The organism is Novosphingobium barchaimii LL02 (assembly GCF_001046635.1).
Lineage (GTDB): Bacteria > Pseudomonadota > Alphaproteobacteria > Sphingomonadales > Sphingomonadaceae > Novosphingobium > Novosphingobium barchaimii.
On the sequence record NZ_KQ130452.1, the window covers coordinates 830408 to 851960 of the forward strand.

23 protein-coding genes are annotated in these 21553 nt (G+C 61.7%); 16 read left to right on the forward strand and 7 right to left on the reverse strand.

Features of this window, described 5'->3' with window-relative positions; all coding sequences use genetic code 11:
- Positions 1 to 59: 59 nt before the first annotated feature.
- The 6 genes from V474_RS04195 (at position 60) to V474_RS04220 (ending at position 5129) form a co-directional block, all read left to right on the forward strand.
- Positions 60 to 896, forward strand: a complete 837-nt coding sequence (locus tag V474_RS04195) for a coniferyl-alcohol dehydrogenase (protein ID WP_059150246.1) — start codon at positions 60 to 62, stop codon at positions 894 to 896.
- Positions 897 to 1086: 190 nt separating this feature from the next.
- The gene (locus V474_RS04200) at positions 1087 to 1890 is read left to right on the forward strand and encodes a crotonase/enoyl-CoA hydratase family protein (protein WP_059150767.1); all 804 of its coding nucleotides are present in this window, start codon (positions 1087 to 1089) and stop codon (positions 1888 to 1890) included.
- A gap of 57 nt (positions 1891 to 1947) precedes the next feature.
- Positions 1948 to 3258: a 3,4-dihydroxy-2-butanone-4-phosphate synthase gene (gene ribB, locus V474_RS04205; protein ID WP_059150247.1), complete on the forward strand. Its 1311-nt coding sequence runs from the start codon at positions 1948 to 1950 to the stop codon at positions 3256 to 3258.
- Between the two features lie 2 nt (positions 3259 to 3260).
- On the forward strand, positions 3261 to 3683 hold the full coding sequence (ribH, locus tag V474_RS04210; protein ID WP_059150248.1) for a 6,7-dimethyl-8-ribityllumazine synthase: 423 nt from the start codon (positions 3261 to 3263) through the stop codon (positions 3681 to 3683).
- A 528-nt stretch (positions 3684 to 4211) separates the two neighbouring features.
- Positions 4212 to 4376 (forward strand): hypothetical protein, encoded by a 165-nt coding sequence (locus tag V474_RS04215; RefSeq protein WP_236710633.1) that lies wholly within the window; start codon positions 4212 to 4214, stop codon positions 4374 to 4376.
- Positions 4377 to 4562: 186 nt separating this feature from the next.
- The gene (locus V474_RS04220; protein ID WP_059150249.1) at positions 4563 to 5129 is read left to right on the forward strand and encodes a helix-turn-helix domain-containing protein; all 567 of its coding nucleotides are present in this window, start codon (positions 4563 to 4565) and stop codon (positions 5127 to 5129) included.
- An 84-nt stretch (positions 5130 to 5213) separates the two neighbouring features.
- Here the strand turns inward: V474_RS04220 and eno are convergent, their stop codons facing one another.
- A complete protein-coding gene (gene eno, locus V474_RS04225; protein ID WP_059150250.1) occupies positions 5214 to 6500 on the reverse strand; it encodes a phosphopyruvate hydratase in 1287 nt (428 codons plus the stop codon).
- 178 nt (positions 6501 to 6678) lie between these two features.
- On the opposite strand from eno, the gene V474_RS04230 reads away from it, so the two are divergent.
- The 5 genes from V474_RS04230 (at position 6679) to V474_RS04250 (ending at position 8882) form a co-directional block, all read left to right on the forward strand.
- Entirely contained in the window at positions 6679 to 7191 is a 513-nt protein-coding gene (locus V474_RS04230; RefSeq protein WP_059150251.1) for a hypothetical protein, read from the forward strand.
- 29 nt (positions 7192 to 7220) lie between these two features.
- The gene (locus tag V474_RS04235) at positions 7221 to 7619 is read left to right on the forward strand and encodes a phage holin family protein (protein ID WP_059150252.1); all 399 of its coding nucleotides are present in this window, start codon (positions 7221 to 7223) and stop codon (positions 7617 to 7619) included.
- Positions 7620 to 7659: 40 nt separating this feature from the next.
- The gene (locus V474_RS04240) at positions 7660 to 7929 is read left to right on the forward strand and encodes a hypothetical protein (protein ID WP_236710636.1); all 270 of its coding nucleotides are present in this window, start codon (positions 7660 to 7662) and stop codon (positions 7927 to 7929) included.
- An 11-nt stretch (positions 7930 to 7940) separates the two neighbouring features.
- Complete coding sequence (locus tag V474_RS04245) at positions 7941 to 8531, forward strand: hypothetical protein (RefSeq protein WP_059150254.1); 591 nt, start codon at positions 7941 to 7943, stop codon at positions 8529 to 8531.
- Positions 8532 to 8660: 129 nt separating this feature from the next.
- On the forward strand, positions 8661 to 8882 hold the full coding sequence (locus tag V474_RS04250) for a DUF4170 domain-containing protein (RefSeq protein ID WP_059150255.1): 222 nt from the start codon (positions 8661 to 8663) through the stop codon (positions 8880 to 8882).
- Between the two features lie 94 nt (positions 8883 to 8976).
- Here the strand turns inward: V474_RS04250 and greA are convergent, their stop codons facing one another.
- From greA to carA, 5 genes are all read right to left on the reverse strand, one after another.
- Positions 8977 to 9453, reverse strand: coding sequence for a transcription elongation factor GreA (greA, locus tag V474_RS04255; protein WP_043972988.1), 477 nt, complete (start codon positions 9451 to 9453; stop codon positions 8977 to 8979).
- A 134-nt stretch (positions 9454 to 9587) separates the two neighbouring features.
- On the reverse strand, positions 9588 to 12911 hold the full coding sequence (gene carB, locus V474_RS04260) for a carbamoyl-phosphate synthase large subunit (RefSeq protein WP_059150256.1): 3324 nt from the start codon (positions 12909 to 12911) through the stop codon (positions 9588 to 9590).
- A gap of 49 nt (positions 12912 to 12960) precedes the next feature.
- Complete coding sequence (locus V474_RS04265) at positions 12961 to 13338, reverse strand: hypothetical protein (protein WP_059150257.1); 378 nt, start codon at positions 13336 to 13338, stop codon at positions 12961 to 12963.
- A gap of 1 nt (position 13339) precedes the next feature.
- Complete coding sequence (locus V474_RS26070; protein WP_169795003.1) at positions 13340 to 13495, reverse strand: hypothetical protein; 156 nt, start codon at positions 13493 to 13495, stop codon at positions 13340 to 13342.
- The gene (gene carA, locus V474_RS04270; protein ID WP_059150258.1) at positions 13495 to 14661 is read right to left on the reverse strand and encodes a glutamine-hydrolyzing carbamoyl-phosphate synthase small subunit; all 1167 of its coding nucleotides are present in this window, start codon (positions 14659 to 14661) and stop codon (positions 13495 to 13497) included. The genes V474_RS26070 and carA overlap by 1 nt, the downstream gene beginning before the upstream one ends.
- 175 nt (positions 14662 to 14836) lie before the next feature.
- Between carA and V474_RS04275 the strand changes: the two genes are divergently transcribed.
- From V474_RS04275 to rpoD, 3 genes are read left to right on the forward strand one after another with little or no spacing between them, the layout of a single operon-like run.
- A complete protein-coding gene (locus V474_RS04275) occupies positions 14837 to 15289 on the forward strand; it encodes a GatB/YqeY domain-containing protein (protein ID WP_059150259.1) in 453 nt (150 codons plus the stop codon).
- Positions 15290 to 15311: 22 nt separating this feature from the next.
- Entirely contained in the window at positions 15312 to 17192 is a 1881-nt protein-coding gene (gene dnaG, locus V474_RS04280; RefSeq protein WP_059150260.1) for a DNA primase, read from the forward strand.
- A 40-nt stretch (positions 17193 to 17232) separates the two neighbouring features.
- On the forward strand, positions 17233 to 19263 hold the full coding sequence (gene rpoD, locus V474_RS04285) for an RNA polymerase sigma factor RpoD (RefSeq protein WP_059150261.1): 2031 nt from the start codon (positions 17233 to 17235) through the stop codon (positions 19261 to 19263).
- 53 nt (positions 19264 to 19316) lie between these two features.
- On the opposite strand, the gene V474_RS25460 is transcribed toward rpoD, so the two are convergent.
- Positions 19317 to 19577, reverse strand: a complete 261-nt coding sequence (locus tag V474_RS25460) for a hypothetical protein (protein WP_148649276.1) — start codon at positions 19575 to 19577, stop codon at positions 19317 to 19319.
- 221 nt (positions 19578 to 19798) lie between these two features.
- On the opposite strand from V474_RS25460, the gene rpiB reads away from it, so the two are divergent.
- Both rpiB and glyA read left to right on the forward strand, forming a co-directional pair.
- Positions 19799 to 20236 (forward strand): ribose 5-phosphate isomerase B, encoded by a 438-nt coding sequence (gene rpiB, locus V474_RS04290; protein WP_059150262.1) that lies wholly within the window; start codon positions 19799 to 19801, stop codon positions 20234 to 20236.
- Positions 20237 to 20250: 14 nt separating this feature from the next.
- Positions 20251 to 21549 carry a serine hydroxymethyltransferase gene (gene glyA / locus V474_RS04295; protein ID WP_059150263.1) on the forward strand — a complete coding sequence of 433 codons (1299 nt, stop codon included), beginning with the start codon at positions 20251 to 20253 and terminating at the stop codon, positions 21547 to 21549.
- Positions 21550 to 21553 lie beyond the last annotated feature (4 nt).

The window sequence follows — 21553 nt, forward strand, 5'->3', positions numbered from 1 at the left end:
AGCGCAACTGCATAGGGGCTGCATCCAATCCGCGGCGGTGCGAGAGAAAGGTCAAAAAGATGAACGATGTTCTCGGCTATAGCGGCAAGCGCGTGATCGTCAGCGGCTGCTTCTCTGGCATGGGCGAGGCGACTGCGAAACTGTTGGTCTCGCTTGGCGCCGAAGTTCATGGCTTCGACTTCGAGCAAAGCAGCGTGCCGCTGGCATCGTTCACAAAGATCGACCTACGCGATCCGTCCACGATCGAGGTTGCGGTTGCCGGCGTCGGCGGCAAGGTGGATGCATTGTTCAACTGCGCTGGCCTGCCAGGGGGAGGCGGTTTCCCGCCGATGGACACGATGAAGGTTAACTTCCTGGGCACCCGCCACCTGACCGATCAGGTCGTCCCGCTGATGGGAGCGAAGGGCGCCATCGTCTCCATCGCCTCTACCGGGGGCCTCGGCTGGAGCCGCCGTATTCCCATACACATGCAGCTACTGGCGACGCAGGGCTTTCAGGCCGGTCTCGAATGGTGCGAGGCCAACCTTGAGCACGTGGCTGAGGGCTATGCGTTCTCCAAGGAAGCAGTGATCGTCTGGACCCAATTGATGGGCGCGCGGCTCATCAAGAAGGGCATCCGCATCAACTGCTCGCTGCCCTCTCCCACCCAGACGCCGATGATGGCGACCTTCCACGCGACCTCAGGCAAGGAAGTGGTGGACGCCGCCGCCGAACCGCTCGGCCGCTATACCACCGCAGAAGAGCAGGCCGGTCCGCTGGTGCTGATCAATTCCGCCCTCGCCGGCGTCGTCAACGGTGTAGTCCTGCCCGTCGACGGCGGCTTCATGGGCGGTCTAGCCACGGGGCAGGTCGACATAACCAAGATGATGAACGCGCCTAGGAAACAGGACGCATGACGCCCCGATCTCATAAGGCGTGCTAGCGCCGCAAGGCGACCACCGCTCGCGGGCGGCCCTGATGATGTAATGCTCTCCGGGCGGGAAACAGAACCATTGCGGCGCGCGCCATGCAGGAATTGAATTGTGTAGCCGGTCTTACGGGCTATCCCCTTGCGATCCGGCGTGAACGACATGGCAAGGCGAGATGATGGACGAGGCGGTACTCTACGAAATCGACGATAAAGGCATCGTCCTTCTTACACTAAACCGGCCTGCCTTGCGCAATCCCATCTCTGACCCGGAGGTGATCGAAGCATTGCTCGCAGCCCTTGCCTACCTCGAAGCCGATCCTGCGGCACGCGTCGCAATCCTGACCGGGGCCGGCAAGGGCTTCTCCTCGGGCGGGGATATCAACCAGATGAAGCCGGGCGGCAATCTCAATTCCGGCTCTCCGGCGGTGACCCGCCTGAATTACAAGCGCGGGATCCAGCGCCTGCCGCTCGCCTTCGCGGCGCTCGAAGTGCCCGTGATCGCGGCGGTCAACGGTGCCGCCATGGGCGCGGGATGCGACCTCACCTGCATGTGCGATCTGCGCATAGCGGGCGAGAGCGCGAAGTTTGCCGAAAGCTTCGTCAAACTTGGCCTGATCGCGGGCGATGGCGGCTCCTGGCTCCTCCCGCGCGTCGTCGGCTGGTCGAAAGCCGCTGAGATGGCGCTCACCGGTGACCCCATCGACGCGGCCGAAGCACTTGCCTGCGGCCTCGTCAGCCGCGTGGTTCCGGACGGTGAACTTATGAATGCCGCCCGCGCGCTGGCCCTCCGCATCGCCGTCAATCCTCCCCACGCAGTCCGCATGACTAAACGCCTGCTATGGGAAGGCCGCCGCGCCGACCTCGCCTCGTTGCTGGAGATGGCCTCAGCGATGCAAGCCGCCGCCCACGCCACCGCAGATCACGCGGAAGCCGTAACCGCTTTTCTCGAAAAACGGCCGCCGGAATTCAAAGGTTCTTGATTTCAATGTGTGCCGATCCTATCCATGTCACATCGTAATGTGCGAATGGACATTTCAATGGCTACCGATGTGATCGACAAGGTGCGCAAGCTTATTTCCGAGGGCGGCATGAGCAAGGCCGGTCTCGCCCGCGCCGCAGGCCTCCACGCCAACACCCTGCGCGACTGCACCGAGCCTGACTGGAACCCTACCTCCGAAACCCTCGGTAAACTTGAGCGCGTCCTGTTCGCCAATGACGACCGCGAAGTGCTGGTGCCCATAGAAGAGATCATCGACGAAGCCCGCAACGGGCGCATGTTCATCCTGGTGGACGATGAGGACCGCGAGAACGAGGGCGACCTCGTAATCCCCGCTCAGATGGCGACTCCCGCCGCCGTCAACTTCATGGCGACGCACGGCCGCGGCCTGATCTGCCTAACGCTCACCACCCAGCGCGCCGACGAACTCGGCCTGGACCTCATGAGCCGCAACAACGGCACCCGCCACGAAACCGCCTTCACCGTGTCGATCGAAGCGCGCGAGGGCGTCACCACGGGCATCTCCGCCGGTGACCGCGCCCGCACCATCTCCGTCGCCATCGACGGTACCAAGACTCGCGACGATATCGTCACGCCCGGCCACGTCTTCCCCCTGCGCGCCCGCGACGGCGGCGTTTTGGTACGCGCCGGGCACACCGAAGCTGCCGTGGACATCTCGCGCCTCGCCGGGCTCAATCCCTCGGGCGTGATCTGCGAGATCATGCGCGATGATGGCACGATGGCCCGCATGGACGATCTGGTCGGGTTCGCCCGCATGCACGACCTCAAGATCGGCACGATCCGCGACCTCATCGCCTATCGCCGCCGTCATGACCGCATGATCGAGAAGCGCAACGAAATCACGTTCCATTCGCGCAATGGCGGCGACTGGATCGCACGCTCGTACTTCAACCGCGCAACCGGTGACGAAACCGTGGCGCTGGTGAAGGGGCGCATCGACCCCAACCAGCCCACGTTGGTGCGCATGCACACGCTTTCCCTCTTCGCCGACATTTTCGGCGAGGACACCGGCGACCGCTCCGAACTCCTCCAGCGCTCGATGAACATGATCGCCGAGGAAGGAACGGGCGTCATCGTCGTCATCAATCGGCCCATGAACAAGCTGATGTCCAAGGTGATGGACATCAAGCAGGAGTTCCGCGCCGGCGGCACCCCGGACCTTGAGGAACTGCGCGATTACGGCGTCGGCGCGCAAATCCTGGCGGAGCTTGGTATCCACGACATGGTCCTGCTGACCAACACACACCATTCCCTTGTCGCGCTGGAAGGCTATGGGCTGAATATCGTCGGCGAACGTCCCATCGTCGACACCATCGAAGGATCGAACTGACCATGGCCCGTTTCCTCATCGTCGAAGCCCGCTTCTACGACCACCTCAACGACATGCTGATCGCCGGCGCCAAGGCTGCGCTCAAGGCTGCCGGGCACAAGGCTGAGGTCATCACTGTCCCCGGCGCGCTGGAAATCCCGGCGGCCATCTCACTCGCCGACGCTACCGGCGATTATGACGGCTACGTCGCCATCGGCGTGGTCATCCGCGGCGAGACTTACCACTTCGAAATCGTCGCGGGCGAAAGTGCGCGCGGCATCATGGCTCTGACCATGGACGGCATTGCGATCGGCAACGGCATCCTGACCGTCGAGAACGAAGATCAGGCGTCCGTGCGCGCTGATTCTACGCAGAAGGACAAGGGCGGCGAAGCCGCGCGCGCAGCAGTCGCCCTTTACGATTTGAAGGAACGCTTCGGCGCCTGACACCCCGATTCCCAAAAAAGGCCAGCGCTGCCAATTTCAGAGCGGTGGCCTTTTTGCATCTAATAGACCGTTTGAGAATGGGCTTTGCCCATTCTGCCGCACCAGCCCACTCCCCCACTCGGCCACCCAACGGCAGTATTCTATGGGTGGCCGGATGGGGGAGTGGGCTGGTGTCGCATTCAAAATGCACCCTTCTGCGCATTTTCAAACGGTCTCTAACATCGTAAGTATTTATACTAATACCTGTCTACGTAGCCCTAACTAAAATCGAAATCGTTCATCTTTGCGCAATTCGGCAATGCTAATTCGCTCCTGATGAAATGTTCACATCTAGGACATTGTCAAATTTGCGGTTTTCAATCCTCCGGATTGATGTAGTCGCAATGCAGCTGTCTCCAATTTTGATCTAAAATGGAGATATCTCTAAAGATAATCTACGCCATCCGAAATGGCGGGGTCGCTAACCAAGGCTCGGGGGTTCCGGGCCCCGGTATGGGGATATCCCCTTACCCGTTGGAGAACACTTGGGTGAACAAGGACGAAAATGCGAAATCGCTACTGGCGGAGCTTGAAGCACGCCTGATCGACATGGAATCACTGGGAGCGCTGGTAGCAGCCGCCCATCTCGACTCGGCGATCGTATCGCTATGTCGGGAGTTCAACCTCCCACGCAAAGCATCCGATACGGATTAGGCTAGGCAAGACGCCCGTGCGGATGACTGCTTATGGTTGTATCCGTGGTGAACGAAGCAGACTTGCGAAACCATCCGGATAATTACCCCGGATAAACGCAGCTTTTCTCGCCACATTGGAAATAATCGCCGCGCGGATCATTTGCACTTTCAAAGTCGCGCGGCCTGCGACTGGTGACGCTATTCAATGGAGAACACGGACCAGTTGATGCGCAACCGCGCGAAAGCGATTCGGTTGATCGGCATAGCCAACGAACTACTCGCAATGGCACGCGAACTGGAAATCGGCGAAAGCTCCTCCGCCATTCCCGAATCCCTGTATGTAGGAGGAGACGCACGCGAAGGCGGGAAGCCTGCGGCTAGCCAAGACCACCCGATCTGGGTTGAACTGGCGCGCCAGGCTTATGAAGACAGACGCCGACGCACCAAGATCTTCCGGTCGGAGGAGCTGTTCGGCGAACCCGCCTGGGACATCCTGCTGGACTTGTTCATCGCCGCCAAGGAACGCCGCCGGGTGTCGGTGACCAGTTCATGCATCGGATCGGCGGTCCCGTCGACGACGGCGCTGCGCTGGATTGCGATACTGGAAAAACAGGGGCTCTTGGTGCGGGAAGCAGATCCTGGTGATGCGCGGCGGGTCTATGTCAAGTTGAGCGCACGGGGCTACGCCGCCATGCTCGAATACTTCGCGTCCGCATCGCGGTCGGTCGTGCGATTGGATGATGCTACCAAGGATATTCAACTCCCGCGCTAACGCCGGCAGGCCGGAAATCGGCGCGAGGGTAGCGGGTGTCCAGTGCCACAAAAGCACCGGACACGCGCATCATGCTGTACGCGATCAGGCGCCGAGGCGGCCGAAAGCACCAAGGCCAGCAAAACGCGCCGCCTTGCCCAGTTCTTCCTCGATGCGGATGAGCTGGTTGTACTTGGCAAGCCGGTCCGAACGGGCCAGCGAACCGGTCTTGATCTGCCCGCAATTGGTGGCGACCGCGAGATCGGCGATCGTCGCGTCCTCGGTTTCGCCCGAGCGGTGCGACATAACCGCGGTGTAGCCAGCGCGGTTGGCGATGGAGACTGCTTCCAGCGTTTCGGTCAGCGTGCCGATCTGATTGACCTTAACCAGCAGCGAGTTGGCGAGGCCCTTCTCAATGCCCATGGTCAGGCGCTTGGGATTAGTGACGAACAGATCGTCGCCAACCAGCTGGACCTTGCTGCCGACCTTGTCGGTCAGGGCCTTCCAACCGTCGAAATCGTCTTCGCTCATGCCGTCCTCGATCGAGATGATCGGATAGGCCTCGCACAGGTCGGCAAGGTAATCGGCGAAAGCGACCGGCGAAAGGCTGAGGCCTTCGCCGCTGATCTCGTACTTGCCGTTCTTGAAGAACTCGGTCGACGCACAGTCCAGCGCAAGCATGATGTCGGTGCCTGGCTTGAACCCGGCCTTTTCGACCGAAGCCATGATGAAGTCGAGCGCATCGCGCGTGCTGGCAAGGTTCGGTGCAAAGCCACCCTCGTCACCCACAGCCGTGGCCAGACCCTTTTCATGCAGGCCCTTCTTGAGGGTATGGAAGATTTCCGCGCCCCAGCGTGCTGCTTCGGCCAGCGAACCGGCGCCTACCGGCATGACCATGAATTCCTGGAAATCGATCGGGTTGTCGGCATGTTCGCCGCCGTTGATGATGTTCATCATCGGCACCGGCAGGACATGCGCGGAAACGCCGCCTACGTAGGAATAAAGCGGGAGACCGCGCGCATTGGCGGCGGCCTTGGCGGCGGCGAGGCTGACGCCGAGGATGGCGTTGGCGCCCAGGCGTGCCTTGTTCGGGGTTCCGTCCAGCTCGATCATGGCGAGATCGAGGTCGCGCTGGTCTTCGGCGTCGCTGCCGACGAGCAGTTCGGCGATTTCGTCGTTGACGGCGTCGATTGCTTTCAGAACGCCCTTGCCGAGGTAGCGGCTCATGTCGCCGTCACGCAGTTCGACAGCTTCATGCGCTCCGGTCGATGCGCCCGAGGGAACGGCGGCACGGCCAAAACTGCCGTCTTCCAGCAAAACGTCCACTTCGACCGTGGGGTTGCCACGGCTGTCCAGGATCTCACGGGCATGGATGTCGATGATGGCGGTCATTTTGGCGGTTCTCCTCCTGCGGGCGCGCAGCCCGCGCCACTGGCGGCGGTCTTAGCAGGGGAACTTCGCGTGGCAAGTTGCGTTGCAGCAATAACGGGCAAGTTGTGTTACTCTGTCCGCATATGGCTTATAAGGGATCAAATCCCGCGCCCAGGGCAGAACAAGGAAGGATACCATTATGGTCGACCCCACAGTCACCGCCGGAAACGGCACCGAAAGCGCCAAGAATCACTTCACCAAAGCCGTGGAGCAAGCAAAGGCCGGTGCCCAGGCACTCGCGGGTGAATACAAGGATAAATTCAGCCAGACCAAGGATGAATGGACCAGCGAAGCCAAGGTCAAGTCCGAGGAAGCCAAGGAAAAGGCTGGCACTTTCGCAGCAGATGCAAAGGTGAAGGCTGCTGAATACGCGGTCGAAGGCAAGGCCAAGGCCAGCCAGGCGATCGTCGGCCTGTCCAAGGTGATCGATGACAATTCCGCCCTGATCGATGAAAAGGTTGGCGCCAAGTACGGCGATTATGCCCGCACCGCTTCCAAGTCGATGCAGGACGCCGCGGCAAGGCTGGACGAAAAGTCTCTCGAAGACATCGGCGAGGAGGCCCGCGAATTCGTGCGTAAAAGCCCGGGACTGGCGATCGGCATTGCTGCAGCCACCGGCTTCGTGCTCGCTCGCCTGTTTCGGGGCAAGTGAGGGCAGTCGCCCCGCGCCTGAACACGCAAATGCAGGAAACTGATACGAGCTTCGCGCCACACCCCGACAGGGTCGCTGCCGAGGGGTACGCCGATCCATCGCTCGCCCAGGACCTGCGTCAGCTCGCCGAAGAGGCCAAGACGCTGGCGCAGGCGGAGTTTGCGTTCCAGAAATCGCGCGCATCCTTCGTCGGCACGGAAACCCGCAACATCGCGCTATTGCTGATCGTCGCGACGGTCGTGGTCTTTTTTGCGGTGATGGCCTTCGTGGTGGGAACTGTGATTGCGCTTGGTCCCTTGATTGGGCCTTGGGCCGCAATGGCGCTAGTTACCGTCACCCTTACTGCCGTCTCGTTGTTCTGCGCATGGAATGCCAGATCGCGGGTACGGCGCCTGATGATGATCATCGGCGGCAAAGACGAAACCTGATGAGGTATTGGGGGCAATGAGCAGACTGGCAGCACAAGTCATGACCGACCGCGCGGCCCGCGATGCGGCGCGTGCCAGATTCAACGGCCACTTTGAAGTCTTCAAGGCCGATATCAACGAACGCGGTATTGGCGGCCGCCTCGCTGACGAGGCCATGGAACAGGCCAAGCTGATGTTCGACGAGGCCGTTACCGTAGTCGAAGAGCATCCCGGCGCGGTGGGCGGAACCTTGGCGTTCCTGATGCTTTGGTTAGTACGAAATCCTCTCATGGCCTGGGTCAAGGATACCTTCGACCTCGGCTCTCAATAAGGAGCCTCACGGTGACCAAGACCGATCCCTCCAAGACTGACGCGCTCAAGGGTACGTCCAAAAGCACGAACGTCGTAACCCTGCCCGCTAAGGCCGTCGAGCAGCGTCCGTCTGAAAAAGTAATCGCCTTCGTGAAGCGCCATCCCGTCATCACCGTCGCTGGCGGAGTGGCGGTGGGCATCGCGGTCAGCGCATTGCTGCCGCGCCGGGCTGCCCGGCTGGTGCCTCGCCGTGCGAGCCGCAAGTTGATCGGCAAAGCAGTCGACCTGGCCGAAATAGCGAGCGCAGCGGGCTTGGTGCTCGGCAAACAGGCGAGCGAAAAGGCGATTGATGTCGGCGCTGGCGCCCGCAAGCAGGCACACGTCTTTGCCGACAAGGCCGAAAAGGCTGGTGGTGTCGCCGTGCTCAACCTCGAAAAGTACGGCCTTGCAGTAGTGGCTGCCGCGAGTGCGCTTAGCCGCGCCACTGCCAAGCGCGCAAGCAAACTGGGAGATGTCGCTGCAGATGCGGCACATCGACTTGGCGACACAGCTGCGGAGCGTTCTGCTAAGATGATTGATGCAGCCGAAGACCTCAAAACGCGCGCAAAATTGCGCCGTTGATCGCTATCACTGATATTGATTTGCAGCATCAAATAAAGTGAATGCCGTGAGGGCGATCAACCCTTGCAGCGTAACCTGTCTAAAATTATAGGGGCCGCTCCTCCCCAACCAGGAAAGCGGCCCTCTCCCATGCAAAAGCTTCACCTCGTCATGGGCGGCCGGGTCAAGGACCCGCGCAGCCTCGAATTCGTCGATCTCAAGGAACTGGACCTTGTCGGAGTCTATCCCGACTTTGCGTCTGCTCAGGAAGTTTGGAAGTCTAGCGCGCAGCGCACCGTGGACGATGCGGAAATGAAGTACGTCATCGTACACCTGCACCGCCTGCTCCAGCCCGATATCATCGAAGGCTGAGATACGGCGCTGAAGCCGGACACAATGGCGACAGACAACAAAAAAGGCCGGCAGCGATGCCGGCCTTTTTTGTTGTATCATCAGAAGATCGGATTCAGATAAATTCGATCTTCTGCACGAGGTAGCACTTGTCGCCGGCAGGAACGGTCACTTCGACCTCTTCCTCAGCCTTGCGGCCAATTAGCGCCTTGCCCAGCGGCGAGGCGTAGCTGATGCGGCCGACGCGGGCATCCGCTTCGTACGGGCCGACGATCTGATACTTCACCGGCTTATCATCGTCGTCGAGCAGAGTGACAGTCGCGCCGAAGATAATCTTGTCACTCGTCAGCGTCGCCGGATCAACGATCAGCGAGCGTGTGACCTTGTCTTCCAGATCGGCAACCATAGCCTCGACTTGGCCTTGGCGTTCCTTGGCCGCGTGATATTCGGCGTTTTCGGAGAGGTCGCCGTGGGCGCGCGCTTCCTCGATTGCGTCGACGATCAGAGGGCGCTCTTCACGCAGCGCCTTGAGTTCTGCGGTCAGCCTTGCGTAGCCTTCCGCGAGCATCGGCAGCTTTTCGATACTTGCCATTCTAACGTAATTCCTTTTGCTGCCTCTCCACGCTCGACCGACCTTTCAGAAGAATAGTCTCCTGTCCCGCCCCACGGCATATGCCATATTGGGTCAGGGCCGATCTGCTGCGATGTGGGGAGGCAAGATCGATTTCAGCTATAGTAGTCTTGCAACGAACGCACTTCAAGTTGGCTGCCACGAATCGTCGCAATCGCTTCACTTGCGGCCACACTGGCGGCGGCCGTGGTGAAGATCGATACCTTGCCGGTCAGTGCCGAAGCACGGATCGAGGTCGAGTCCTTGAGACTCTGCCACCCTTCGGTAGTGTTGAAGATCAGGGCGATGTCGCCATCGACGATCTTGTCGACGATGTGAGGGCGGCCTTCGGCAACCTTGTTCACCATTTCAACCGGCAAGCCTGCATCGGCGAGATATTTCTGCGTGCCCGACGTGGCTATCACGCGGAAACCCTGTTCAACCAGGGTGCGGATGGCGGGCAGTATCACCGGCTTGTCGCTGTCCTTGACCGAGACGAACACGGTACCCTCGGTCGGAAGACGCATCCCTGCGCCGAGCTGCGCTTTGGCGAAAGCAGTTGGGAAATCCGCATCGATTCCCATGACTTCGCCGGTGGACTTCATTTCGGGGCTGAGTACGGGGTCGACGCCAGGAAAGCGTGCAAAGGGGAATACCGCTTCCTTAACCGCCATATATGGCAGGTCGCGCTTGAACGGCGGGAAAGTGTCCAGCATCTCGCCGGCCATGACGCGGCTGGCGATCTTGGCGACCGGCTGGCCCAGCGCCTTCGCGACGAAAGGCACGGTACGCGAGGCGCGCGGGTTCACCTCGATGAGGTAGACCTCGCCGTCCTTCACCGCGAACTGGATGTTCATCAGGCCGCGTACGTGGAGGCCGAACGCCAGTGCTTCGGCCTGACGTTCCATTTCAACGATGATCTCCGGCGGCAGGCTGTAGGGCGGCAGGGTGCAGGCGCTGTCGCCGGAATGGATCCCCGCTTCCTCAATGTGCTGCATGACACCTGCCACAACAACCCGCACGCCGTCGCACAGCGCATCGACATCGCACTCGATAGCATCGCGCAGGTACTGATCGATCAGCACCGGGGAGTCTCCCGAAACCTGGACGGCGGTGGTGATGTAGTCATCGAGCTGCTGCTCGCTGTCCACGATCTCCATCGCGCGGCCGCCCAGCACGTAGCTGGGACGCATCAGCACCGGGTAACCGATACGGTTGGCCACGGCGACGGCCTCGTCGCGGCTGCGGGCGATGCCATTGGCCGGCTGCTTGAGACCCAGCTTGTCGACCATCGCCGAGAAACGCTCCCGGTCTTCGGACAGATCGATCGCGTCGGGCGAAGTGCCGAGGATCGGGATGCCCTCGTCTTCCAGCGCCTGTGCCAGCTTGAGCGGGGTCTGCCCGCCGAACTGGACGATGACACCGACGAGTTCGCCGTTCTGCTGCTCGACACGCAAGATTTCCAGCACGTCTTCGGCGGTCAGCGGCTCGAAGTAGAGGCGGTCAGAGGTGTCGTAGTCGGTCGAAACCGTCTCCGGGTTGCAGTTGATCATGATCGTCTCGTAGCCGGCTTCGGACAGGGCGAAGCAGGCGTGGACGCAGCAGTAATCGAACTCGATGCCCTGGCCGATGCGGTTGGGACCACCGCCGAGGATCACGATCTTGCGGCGATCGGAAGGCATGGCCTCATCCTCGGGCTCACCGAAGATCGGGGCCTCATAAGTCGAGTACATGTAGGGCGTCACCGCCTCGAATTCGGCGGCGCAACTGTCGATCCGCTTGAAGACGGGGACAACGCCCAGCTTGCGGCGCAGCTGGCGCACTTCTTTCTCGCTGGTGGCGCCGGCCATGGCGCGCAGGGCGTCATGCAGCAGGCCCGAGCGCTTGGCCTGGGTCTCGCCCAGACCGCCCGCGACGCCCACCGAACGAACTGCCAGAGTGGCGAGGCGCTTGTCCGAGAAGCCCATGGCCTTGATGCGGCGCATGCCGGCTGCATCGATCGGCAGACCATCCTGAAGGATCTTCGCCTCTTCGGCGATGATCTCTTCGATGTGGCGCAGGAACCACTTGTCGTAGTGAGTGATCGCGTGGATTTCCTCCACGGTGAAGCCTTCGCGGAAAGCCTGTGCCGCGTGGAGAATACGCTCCGGCGTCGCCTTGGAAAGCGCGGCGGTGATAACGTCGCGCCCTGCTCCTTCGAGCGCGGGAACACGGTTGAAGCCGTCAAGCCCGGTTTCCAGACCGCGCAGCGCCTTCTGCATGGATTCCTTGAAGTTGCGGCCGATCGCCATGACTTCCCCGACCGACTTCATCGCGGTGGTCAGGTCGTTCTTGGCGCCCTTGAATTTTTCGAAGGCGAAGCGCGGGATTTTGGTGACCACGTAATCGATGGTCGGCTCGAACGCGGCCGGGGTGGCGCCGGTGATCTCGTTGGTGATCTCGTCCAGCGTGTAACCTACCGCCAGTTTTGCAGCGACGCGCGCGATCGGGAAGCCGGTCGCCTTGGAAGCCAGCGCCGACGAACGCGATACGCGGGGGTTCATCTCGATAACGATCAGGCGGCCGTCCTTGGGGTTTACCGCGAACTGAACGTTCGAACCACCGGTCTCGACGCCGATCTCGCGCAGCACCTCGATCGAGGCGGTGCGCATGATCTGGTATTCCTTGTCGGTCAGCGTCAGCGCCGGGGCGACAGTGATGGAGTCGCCCGTGTGGACGCCCATCGGATCGACGTTCTCGATCGAGCAGATGATGATGCAGTTGTCGTGGCGATCGCGCACGACTTCCATCTCGTACTCTTTCCACCCGAGCAGCGATTCCTCGATGAGGACTTCGGTGGTGGGCGAAGCGTCGAGGCCGGAGCGCACGATCGTCTCGAATTCAGCCTTGTTGTAGGCGATGCCGCCGCCGGTGCCGCCCATCGTGAAGCTGGGACGGATGATCGAGGGCAGGCCCGTGCTCTCAAGAACCTTGAACGCCTCGTCCAGCGTATGGGCAACGCCCGAACGCGCGGAATTGAGCCCGATCTTGTCCATCGCCTGGCGGAAACGCTGGCGATCCTCGGCTTTGTCGATGGCATCGGCATCGGCGCCGATCATCTGGACGCCGTACTTCTCAAGCGTGCCGTCGTTGAACAGCGCCAGCGCACAGTTGAGCGCGGTCTGGCCGCCCATCGTCGGAAGCAGCGCATCGGGACGCTCCTTTTCGATGATGCGGGCGACGATCTCGGGCGAGATCGGCTCGACATAGGTCGCATCGGCCATGTCCGGATCGGTCATGATCGTGGCGGGGTTGGAGTTCACCAGGATGACCCGGTAGCCCTCTTCCTTGAGCGCCTTGATCGCCTGCGTTCCCGAATAGTCGAATTCGCAGGCCTGGCCGATGATGATCGGGCCGGCGCCGATGACGAGGATCGAGGAGATGTCGGTACGCTTGGGCATGGGCTGTCCTGGTGTATCCTGTGTGTCGTATATAGGTCGGTATGGTGGCCTAAGCCACCAACTCGCCAAACGCCTTGTCCCAGTACGCTGGTCCTTCGGCCTTGGCTTTCATAATTATCGCGTTCGCCTTCTGCTCCTCGCGGATCACTTCCCGGAAGCGGTCCGCCTGGAACTGGTGCATCGAGCCGCCGTATTCACCCTCGTTGGTGGACCAGGCGCCCTTCTCGATCATCAGATCGATGAAGGTCTTGCCAGCTTCCTTCGAGTGCTTGCGCACCTTGGGGCCGAACTTGCGCACGGCCACGGCGACCTTGTCGTCGAAGATGAGCTGAAGCTCACCGTAAGGGTAGAAGCGCGGCGCAACAGAAAGGTCAGCGGCGGGACCGGCGATGTAATAGGCGAGCATGTGATCGACGAGGTCAGTCATTTCAGGCACCTTGCTTTGCAGTTGTCAGGTGACGAACTGCATAGGCATAGTGCGATGCGGGGTCGAAAGCTCGCTGGAACGCGGCGGCAATGATCGCCGATGCGGCAAACGGCGCCGGCGCCGGCGCCGCTGCGAAAGCCTGACCCCTGGCTGCCATCAACCCAGCATCCCCACGAACTTGTCGAACAGGTAGAAGCTGTCCTGCGGGCCTGGGCTCGCCTCGGGGTGATACTGCACGCCGAAAGCGCGCTTGCCCTTGATCGAGATGCCGCAGTTGGAACCATCGAACAGCGAGACGTGAGTCTCCTCCACGCCGTCCGGCAGGCTGGTGTTGTCGACCGCGAAGCCGTGGTTCATCGAGGTAATCTCAACGACGCCGTCGGCCAGGCGCTTGACCGGGTGGTTGGCGCCGCGGTGGCCCTGGTGCATCTTGCTGGTGGTAGCGCCAGCGGCAAGGCCAAGCATCTGATGGCCCAGGCAAATGCCGAAAACGGGAACGTCACGCTCGATCAAAGACTGGATCACCGGGACCGCGTACTTGCCGGTGGCGGCCGGATCGCCCGGGCCATTCGACAGGAACACGCCCGCAGGCTCCAGCGCAAGGATCTGGTCCAGCGTCGTTTCGGCGGGAACCACGGTAACGCGGGCGCCTGCCTTCACGAGGTTGCGGAAGATGTTGTCCTTGGCGCCGAAATCCATGGCGACGACATGGGGACGCGCATCGCCCTCACCCGCCCCGTAACCGGCACCCAGCGTCCAGATCGAGCCTTCCCAGCCCTCCTGAATCTCGCGGCTGACGATCTTGGCGAGGTCCATGCCCTCAAGGCCAGGCCATTCCTGAGCACGCTTGATAAGCGCGGGGATGTCGAAGTTGCCTTCGGGATCGTGGGCGATCACTGCGTTGGGTGCGCCGGCCATGCGGATACGGCGGGTCAGTGCACGGGTGTCGACGCCCGAGAGCCCGACCTTGCCCTTGCTCGCCAGCCAGGGACCGAATTCGGCATCCGCGCGGAAGCTGGACGAAAGCGTCACGTCCTCGCGGACCACGCAACCTACGGCGCCATCGACTTTCGACTCGAGGTCTTCGTCGTTCACGCCGACATTGCCGATGTGCGGGAAAGTGAAGGTGACGATCTGGCCCGCATAGGACGGGTCGGTCATCACTTCCTGGTAGCCGGTCATGGCGGTGTTGAAGCACACTTCACCAACAGACTCACCGACATGGCCGAAGCCACGGCCCCAGACTACGTGCCCGTCACTGAGGACAAGCACGCCGGTCGCCCCTTCAGGTTTGGGCGCAAGCGAAGATGCGGCGTCGGCCATGATGGGTCGCTCCGTTGCAGGCGTTTTCAGACGTTGTTTGCTAAGGACCCGCCGCTAGAGATGGTTGTGCACTGCGTCAAGGCGCGGACGTGCAAAAACCCCTGCGGCCTGCTAGTTTCAAAGTCGCTTCTGCTCCAACGAGCAATCCCATTCTTGTCAGGACACCGGAAAAACAATGCTTCGTGATTCGATCAAGGCCGCGCAGATCTCTGCCATGAAAGCCGGGGAAAAGCAGCGGCTGGCCGCCATTCGCCTGATCCTTGCCAAGGTCAAGGACCGCGACATCGAACTGCGCACCGCCGAAACCGCGCCCGACGACGACGCGCTGGTGATTGACGTTCTCCAGAAGATGGTGAAGCAGCGCCGCGAATCGATCCAGCTGTTCGAACAGGGCGGTCGCCCAGAAAAAGCCGCCGAGGAACAGGCTGAACTGGAAGTGATCGAAGGCTTCCTGCCCGCCCAGCTATCCGAGGAAGAAACCAAGGTCGCGATCGAGGCGATCAAGGCCGAAGTCGGTGCCACAGGCATGAAGGACATGGGCAAGGTCATCGCACAGCTCAAGGCCCGCCACGGCAGCGAACTCGACATGGGCAAAGCCAGCGGTTGGGTGAAGGCGGCGCTGGCCTGACGCGAAACAGGCAGCAGGCCCCGTGCTTACACCTCAATGGCTCGACCAACTTCGCTCGCGCGTAGCCCTTTCCGCGCTGGTCGGACGCTCTGTCCGGCTGCAGAAGGCCGGGCGCGAGCACAAGGCCTGCTGCCCGTTCCATAACGAGAACTCGCCCAGCTTTTACGTCAATGACGAGAAGGGCTTCTACCACTGCTTCGGCTGCGGGGCGCACGGCGATGCCATCCGCTGGATGACCGACCATCAGGGCATGGCTTTCATGGACGCGGTCAAGGATCTGGCCGCCGAAGCAGGGATGGACGTGCCCGAACCGGACCCGCGCGCTGCAAAAGCGGCGGAAAAGCGCGATTCTCTCCACGACGTGATGGCCGCCGCGCAGGAGTGGTTCAAGACCAGCCTCGCGTCGCCGGAAGGAAATTCCGCGCTCAGGTACTTGGATACGCGCGGCTTTGATGCACACACCATCCAGCGCTTCGGTTTCGGGTTCGCGCCCGAAGGCCGCCAGGCGCTGAAAGGCGCCCTCAGCCGCTTCCCGGAGGAGATGCTGATAGAGGCAGGCCTGCGCATCGCCGTCGAGGAGCGCGATCCCTACGACCGTTTCCGCGGCCGCCTGATGCTGCCGATTGAGGATGCGCGCGGCCGGGTGATCGCGTTTGGCGGGCGTATCCTCGCAAAGACCAAGACCGATGCGCCCAAGTACCTGAATTCCCCGGACACACCGCTATTCGACAAGGGGCGCACGCTCTACAACCTGCACCGCGCCGCACCCGCCGCGCGCCAATCGGGGCGGATGGTCGTGGTCGAGGGGTATATGGACGTCGTCGCAATGGCGGCGGCCGGGATCGCCGAATGCGTCGCCCCCTTGGGCACCGCGCTGACGGAGCAGCAGATCGAGATGCTCTGGCGCCATGTCGAGATGCCGATCCTGTGCTTCGACGGCGACAAGGCCGGTCAGCGCGCCGCCATGCGCGCGATTACCCGCGCCCTGCCCCTGCTGCGCCCTGCCCATAGCCTGCGCATCGTTCGCCTGCCCGAGGGCCTGGACCCCGACGACCTCATCAAGGCCAAGGGCGCCCGCGCCATGGAAGCGCTGCTGAGCGAACCCAAAAGCCTTATCGAAGTACTGTGGGAGGCCGAGCGTGATGCCGTCCCCCTCAACACGCCCGAGGATAAGGCCGGTCTCAAGGCGCGGCTAATGGCGCATGTCGATGCGATCCAGGACCCCGACATCGCCAGCCTCTATCGCCGCGAGGTGCAGGACCGTTACTCCGCGTTCGCATTCCCGAAGCGCGAGAGCAAGTGGCAGCCGGGCGGAGGCGGGCAAAGCGGCTTCCAGCGCGGTTCGAGCCAGAAGGGCGGCAAATGGAACAGCCGCCCTGCCCCCGCCCCGTCCTCGCCCGAATCGATCAGCCGCCTCAACCGGCGCCACGAGCAAGGCGGCACCCGCGACGGCCTTTCTGCGGCGGTGATAGCCGGGCTTATCCGATGGCCGGATATTCTCATGCGTCACGCCGAAGCGCTGGCGCGAACCCCGGACCTTGATCCGCGTTTTGAATTGCTGATCGATTGCTGCGGTGGCAGCGAAGCGCTTGAAAGTGCGCGACTTGAAGCCATATTACGACAAAGTGGTGCGGAACCTCCCACACCCGCGGACTATTACGGATTTCGCTTCGGTTTCCTCGGAAATGGCGAAAATCCCGAAAAGTCGGCGGAGGAACTGACCCAGGCCATTCAGCTTTTGATCGAACGACCGGTTCTCGAATCAGCGCTTCAGGCAGCAACGGCCCGGCATGAACGAGAATTCACCGACGAAACTTTTGCGGAGCAACAGCGGCTACGCGAGAGAAAGCTGGAATTTGACAGTCGCCTAAGGCACATGGCGACAAGACATGCGTCTTCGTGAATTATAATTATACGAAGGCACACGGGATAACGGCGGAAGAATGAGCAAGAACGACAACACTGGCGACAACAGCGACGGTCTTGATGCACCGCTGATCGATCTCAACGAGGGATCAATCAAGAAGCTGATCGCGCGCGCCAAGCGCCGCGGCGTCATCACTGTCGACGAATTGAACGAGGCCCTTCCGCAGGACCAGATGACCACAGACCAGATCGAGGACATTATGTCCGCGATTTCGGAAATGGGCGTGAACATCGTTGAGAGCGATGAAGATGCCGACGCTCAGGCCGACGAAGACCGTGACCGTGACGCAGAAGAAGCCGATGCTGACGGCGAAGAAGTGTCCCAGCGTCTTGTTGTCGACAACAAGAAAAAAGAAACCATCGAACGCACCGACGATCCGGTGCGGATGTACCTGCGCGAAATGGGCGCAGTGGAACTGCTCAGCCGCGAGGGCGAAATCGCCATCGCCAAGCGGATAGAAGCAGGCCGCGACATGATGATCCTTGGCTTGTGCGAGAGCCCGATCACTTTTCATGCCATCATCCAGTGGTCCGAAGCCCTTAACGCCGGTGAAATGCAACTGCGCGAGATTCTTGATCTCGACGCGATGCTGACCAAGGAGCCCGCGCCCGAAAGCCTGAACGAGGACGGGGAAAGCAGCGACGACGGCGAGATCAGCGAAAAGACCGCCGGCCCTTCGTTCAAGGAAGAGGACGACGTCGAAGAGGAATCCGCCGACGACGTCGACGAGGACGGCAACCCGATCCCAAAGCGTGAAGTCGAGGAAGAGGAAGAGGACAACACCCTCTCTCTCGCCCAGATGGAAGCTGCCCTCAAGCCTGAAGCGCTTGAGAAGTTCCTGCTCATCACCGAACTGTTCCGCACGTTCGAACGTCTCCAGTCCGATCGCCTTGACGCGCTGGCGCTGGGTATCGACTTTCCAGGTACCAAGGAAGAACAGTACCAGCATCTGCGCGAAGAACTTACCGCGCAGGTGGAATCGGTCAAGTTTCATGCGACCAAGATCGAGTACCTTGTCGACAACCTCTACGCCTTCAACCGCCGCCTCACCACGCTGGGCGGACAGATGCTTCGCCTCGCCGAACGCCACAAGGTGAAGCGCGCAGACTTTCTCGAAACATACGTCGGCCGCGAACTGGACGACGCCTGGCTTGAGGAAATGGCGAAAAAAGACAAGAAGTGGGCCGCTTTCGCTGCGTCTGAAGCAGACCCGGTCGAGCGTATCCGGGTTGAAGTTTCGGACATCGCGGCTGCCACCGGCATGGCACTGCCCGAGTTCCGCCGCATCGTGAACATGGTCCAGAAGGCGGAGCGCGAGGCGCGCATCGCCAAGAAGGAAATGGTTGAGGCGAACCTGCGCCTGGTGATCTCGATTGCCAAGAAGTACACCAACCGCGGCTTGCAGTTCCTGGATCTCATCCAGGAAGGGAACATCGGCCTGATGAAGGCCGTTGACAAGTTCGAGTACCGCCGCGGCTACAAATTCAGCACGTATGCGACCTGGTGGATCAGGCAGGCGATCACCCGCTCGATCGCCGACCAGGCCCGCACGATCCGCATTCCAGTCCATATGATCGAGACGATCAACAAACTGGTCCGCACGAGCCGCCAGTTCCTCCACGAGCACGGCCGCGAGCCCACGCCCGAAGAAATGGCCGAGCGTCTGTCGATGCCGCTCGAAAAGGTCCGCAAGGTGATGAAGATCGCCAAGGAGCCGATCTCCCTCGAAACGCCGATCGGCGACGAGGAGGATTCGCACCTCGGAGACTTCATCGAGGACAAGAATGCAATCATCCCGGTAGACGCCGCAATTCAGGCGAACCTCAAGGAAACGGTTACCCGCGTCCTTGCCAGCCTAACCCCGCGCGAAGAGCGCGTGTTGCGCATGCGCTTCGGCATCGGCATGAATACCGACCACACACTTGAAGAAGTCGGCCAGCAGTTCTCGGTGACACGCGAACGTATCCGCCAAATTGAGGCGAAGGCGCTGAGGAAGCTCAAGCATCCTAGCCGGTCACGCAAGATGCGCTCTTTCCTGGATCAGTAAAACAAAAGCCCCGCTTCTGCGGGGCTTTTTGTTGTCCCGGGGCAATTCGCAGGTTAGCGACCGCCTCGCCTGCACTCGCCCTGGCCGATCACGTTAAAGCCCTTCGCCCGGGCCATGCAGGCATTACCGAATGTTTCCTGCTTGCGGCCTCTCGCCGCGCATACCGGCGCATATTCACGGGTGCAGATGGCGGGTTTTTCAGGACGGGGAGGCCGTGGTCGATGCGGGCGATCCGGGCCCGGCATGGTTTCCAGGCAACCGGCAAGAACCAGTACGGTGGCAAGGCTCAACGCGTGCACGAGATAAGGCTTCATGACTTCTCCCTTCAGTCCGGTCCATGCCGAAGGACGCACCGTGCGCCTGCAAGGCTTTCGTTGCAAGGCACTGCAAACTGTTAAGCGGCCTCTGCTTAGGATATGACCTGAGCACCGGCAGGCCGCAGAACGCTAAGGATTGCCTACAAGACTCGCCATGCGACGAACTCGCGACTAAGGGAGCCGCAAACGAATCCCTCGCGAGAAGGAAGCTGCTCTCCATGCGCATTGCGATCGCATCCGACCACGCCGCCGTCGACCTCAAGGCGGTCTTGCGCGAATATCTCATCGGAGCCGGGCACGAAGTCGCCGATCTTGGCCCCGAGACGGCCGACCGCGTCGACTACCCCGACTATGGCTACAAGCTGGCATCGGTCGTTGCCGACGGCACCGTGCAGTTCGGCGTCGCCCTGTGCGGCTCGGGCATTGGCATCTCGATGGCCGTCAACCGTGACCCGGCCTGCCGCTGCGCGCTGGTGGGTGAGCCGCTTTCGGCAGCCCTCGCCCGCGAGCACAATGACGCTAACGTCATTGCCATGGGTGCACGCCTGACCGGCGAAGACATGGCCAAGGCCTGCCTCGACGCTTTCTTCTCCACCGAGTTCGGCGGCGGCCGCCATGCAGGCCGCGTCGAGAAGCTCTCCAATCCGTCCTTCTGAAGGAGCCTGAACCCATGACCGTAGAAACCGCCATCCGTTCACCCGGCTTCTTCAGCGACACTCTTGCGCAGAGCGACCCCGCCATTGCCAAGGCGATCGGCAGCGAACTCAAGCGCGAGCGCAAGCAGATCGAACTGATCGCTTCGGAAAACATCGTCTCCAAGGCCGTGCTCGAAGCGCAAGGTTCGGTGCTGACCAACAAATATGCCGAAGGCTACCCCGGCAAGCGCTACTATCAGGGCTGCGAGCCTTCGGATGAAGTCGAAACCCTCGCCATCGAGCGCGCCAAGCAGTTGTTCGACTGCGGCTTCGCCAACGTCCAGCCCCACTCGGGGGCGCAGGCCAACGGCGCGGTGCTGCTCGCGACCGTGAAGCCCGGCGACACCGTCATGGGCATGAGCCTCGACGCCGGCGGCCACCTCACCCACGGCGCCCGCGCTGCACTGTCGGGCAAGTGGTTCAACGCCGTGCAGTACGGCGTGACCAAGGACACCCACCTGATCGACTACGATCAGGTCGAAGCCCTGGCGCGTGAGCATAACCCCAAGCTCATCATCGCCGGTGGCTCCGCCTATCCGCGCATCATCGATTTCAAGCGCATGCGCGAGATCGCCGATGCCGTCGGCGCGATCTTCCAGGTCGACATGGCCCACTTCGCCGGCCTCGTCGCGGCCGGTGAGCATCCCTCGCCCTTCCCCCACGCCCACATCGCCACCACCACCACGCACAAGACCTTGCGCGGTCCGCGCGGCGGCATGATCCTCACCAACGACGAGGCGCTGGCCAAGAAGATCAACTCGGCGGTCTTCCCCGGCCTCCAGGGCGGCCCGCTGATGCACGTCATCGCTGCCAAAGCCGTGGCCTTCGGTGAAGCGCTACGTCCCGAGTTCAAGGACTACTCCAGGCGCGTCATCGAGAACGCCCAAGTTCTGGCCGCAACACTCAAGGCACGCGGTGCGGCGATCGTCTCGGGCGGCACCGACACGCACCTGGCACTGATCGACCTCTCGCCGCTGGGCGTGACCGGCAAGGACGCCGACGAGGCGTTGGAGCGTGCAGGCATCACCTGCAACAAGAACGGCATCCCGTTCGACCCGCTGCCGCCGATGAAGACCAGCGGCATCCGCGTGGGTTCGCCCGCCGGCACCACGCGCGGTTTCGGCCCGGCAGAGTTCCGCCAGATCGGCGAGATGGTCGCCGATGTTCTTGACGGTCTTGCCAAGTGCGGCGAATCCGGTGACGCTCAGGTGGAGCAGAACGTGCGCACGCGCGTTGAAGCGCTGTGTGATCGTTTCCCCATCTACGAGGACTGACCTT

Coding starts and splice junctions, on each gene's coding strand:
- carB (WP_059150256.1), bottom strand. CDS start 12,911: ATGCCCAAGCGTACCGACATCTCCTCGATCCTCGTCATCGGCGCCGGC.
- greA (WP_043972988.1), bottom strand. CDS start 9,453: ATGGCAAGTATCGAAAAGCTGCCGATGCTCGCGGAAGGCTACGCAAGG.
- V474_RS04250 (WP_059150255.1), top strand. CDS start 8,661: ATGCAAAAGCTTCACCTCGTCATGGGCGGCCGGGTCAAGGACCCGCGC.
- V474_RS04240 (WP_236710636.1), top strand. CDS start 7,660: ATGACCGACCGCGCGGCCCGCGATGCGGCGCGTGCCAGATTCAACGGC.
- V474_RS26070 (WP_169795003.1), bottom strand. CDS start 13,495: ATGGCAGCCAGGGGTCAGGCTTTCGCAGCGGCGCCGGCGCCGGCGCCG.
- V474_RS04235 (WP_059150252.1), top strand. CDS start 7,221: ATGCAGGAAACTGATACGAGCTTCGCGCCACACCCCGACAGGGTCGCT.
- rpoD (WP_059150261.1), top strand. CDS start 17,233: ATGAGCAAGAACGACAACACTGGCGACAACAGCGACGGTCTTGATGCA.
- V474_RS04195 (WP_059150246.1), top strand. CDS start 60: ATGAACGATGTTCTCGGCTATAGCGGCAAGCGCGTGATCGTCAGCGGC.
- ribB (WP_059150247.1), top strand. CDS start 1,948: ATGGCTACCGATGTGATCGACAAGGTGCGCAAGCTTATTTCCGAGGGC.
- V474_RS04230 (WP_059150251.1), top strand. CDS start 6,679: ATGGTCGACCCCACAGTCACCGCCGGAAACGGCACCGAAAGCGCCAAG.
- ribH (WP_059150248.1), top strand. CDS start 3,261: ATGGCCCGTTTCCTCATCGTCGAAGCCCGCTTCTACGACCACCTCAAC.
- carA (WP_059150258.1), bottom strand. CDS start 14,661: ATGGCCGACGCCGCATCTTCGCTTGCGCCCAAACCTGAAGGGGCGACC.
- eno (WP_059150250.1), bottom strand. CDS start 6,500: ATGACCGCCATCATCGACATCCATGCCCGTGAGATCCTGGACAGCCGT.
- V474_RS04265 (WP_059150257.1), bottom strand. CDS start 13,338: ATGACTGACCTCGTCGATCACATGCTCGCCTATTACATCGCCGGTCCC.
- V474_RS04220 (WP_059150249.1), top strand. CDS start 4,563: ATGGAGAACACGGACCAGTTGATGCGCAACCGCGCGAAAGCGATTCGG.
- V474_RS04275 (WP_059150259.1), top strand. CDS start 14,837: ATGCTTCGTGATTCGATCAAGGCCGCGCAGATCTCTGCCATGAAAGCC.
- glyA (WP_059150263.1), top strand. CDS start 20,251: ATGACCGTAGAAACCGCCATCCGTTCACCCGGCTTCTTCAGCGACACT.
- rpiB (WP_059150262.1), top strand. CDS start 19,799: ATGCGCATTGCGATCGCATCCGACCACGCCGCCGTCGACCTCAAGGCG.
- V474_RS04200 (WP_059150767.1), top strand. CDS start 1,087: ATGGACGAGGCGGTACTCTACGAAATCGACGATAAAGGCATCGTCCTT.
- V474_RS25460 (WP_148649276.1), bottom strand. CDS start 19,577: ATGAAGCCTTATCTCGTGCACGCGTTGAGCCTTGCCACCGTACTGGTT.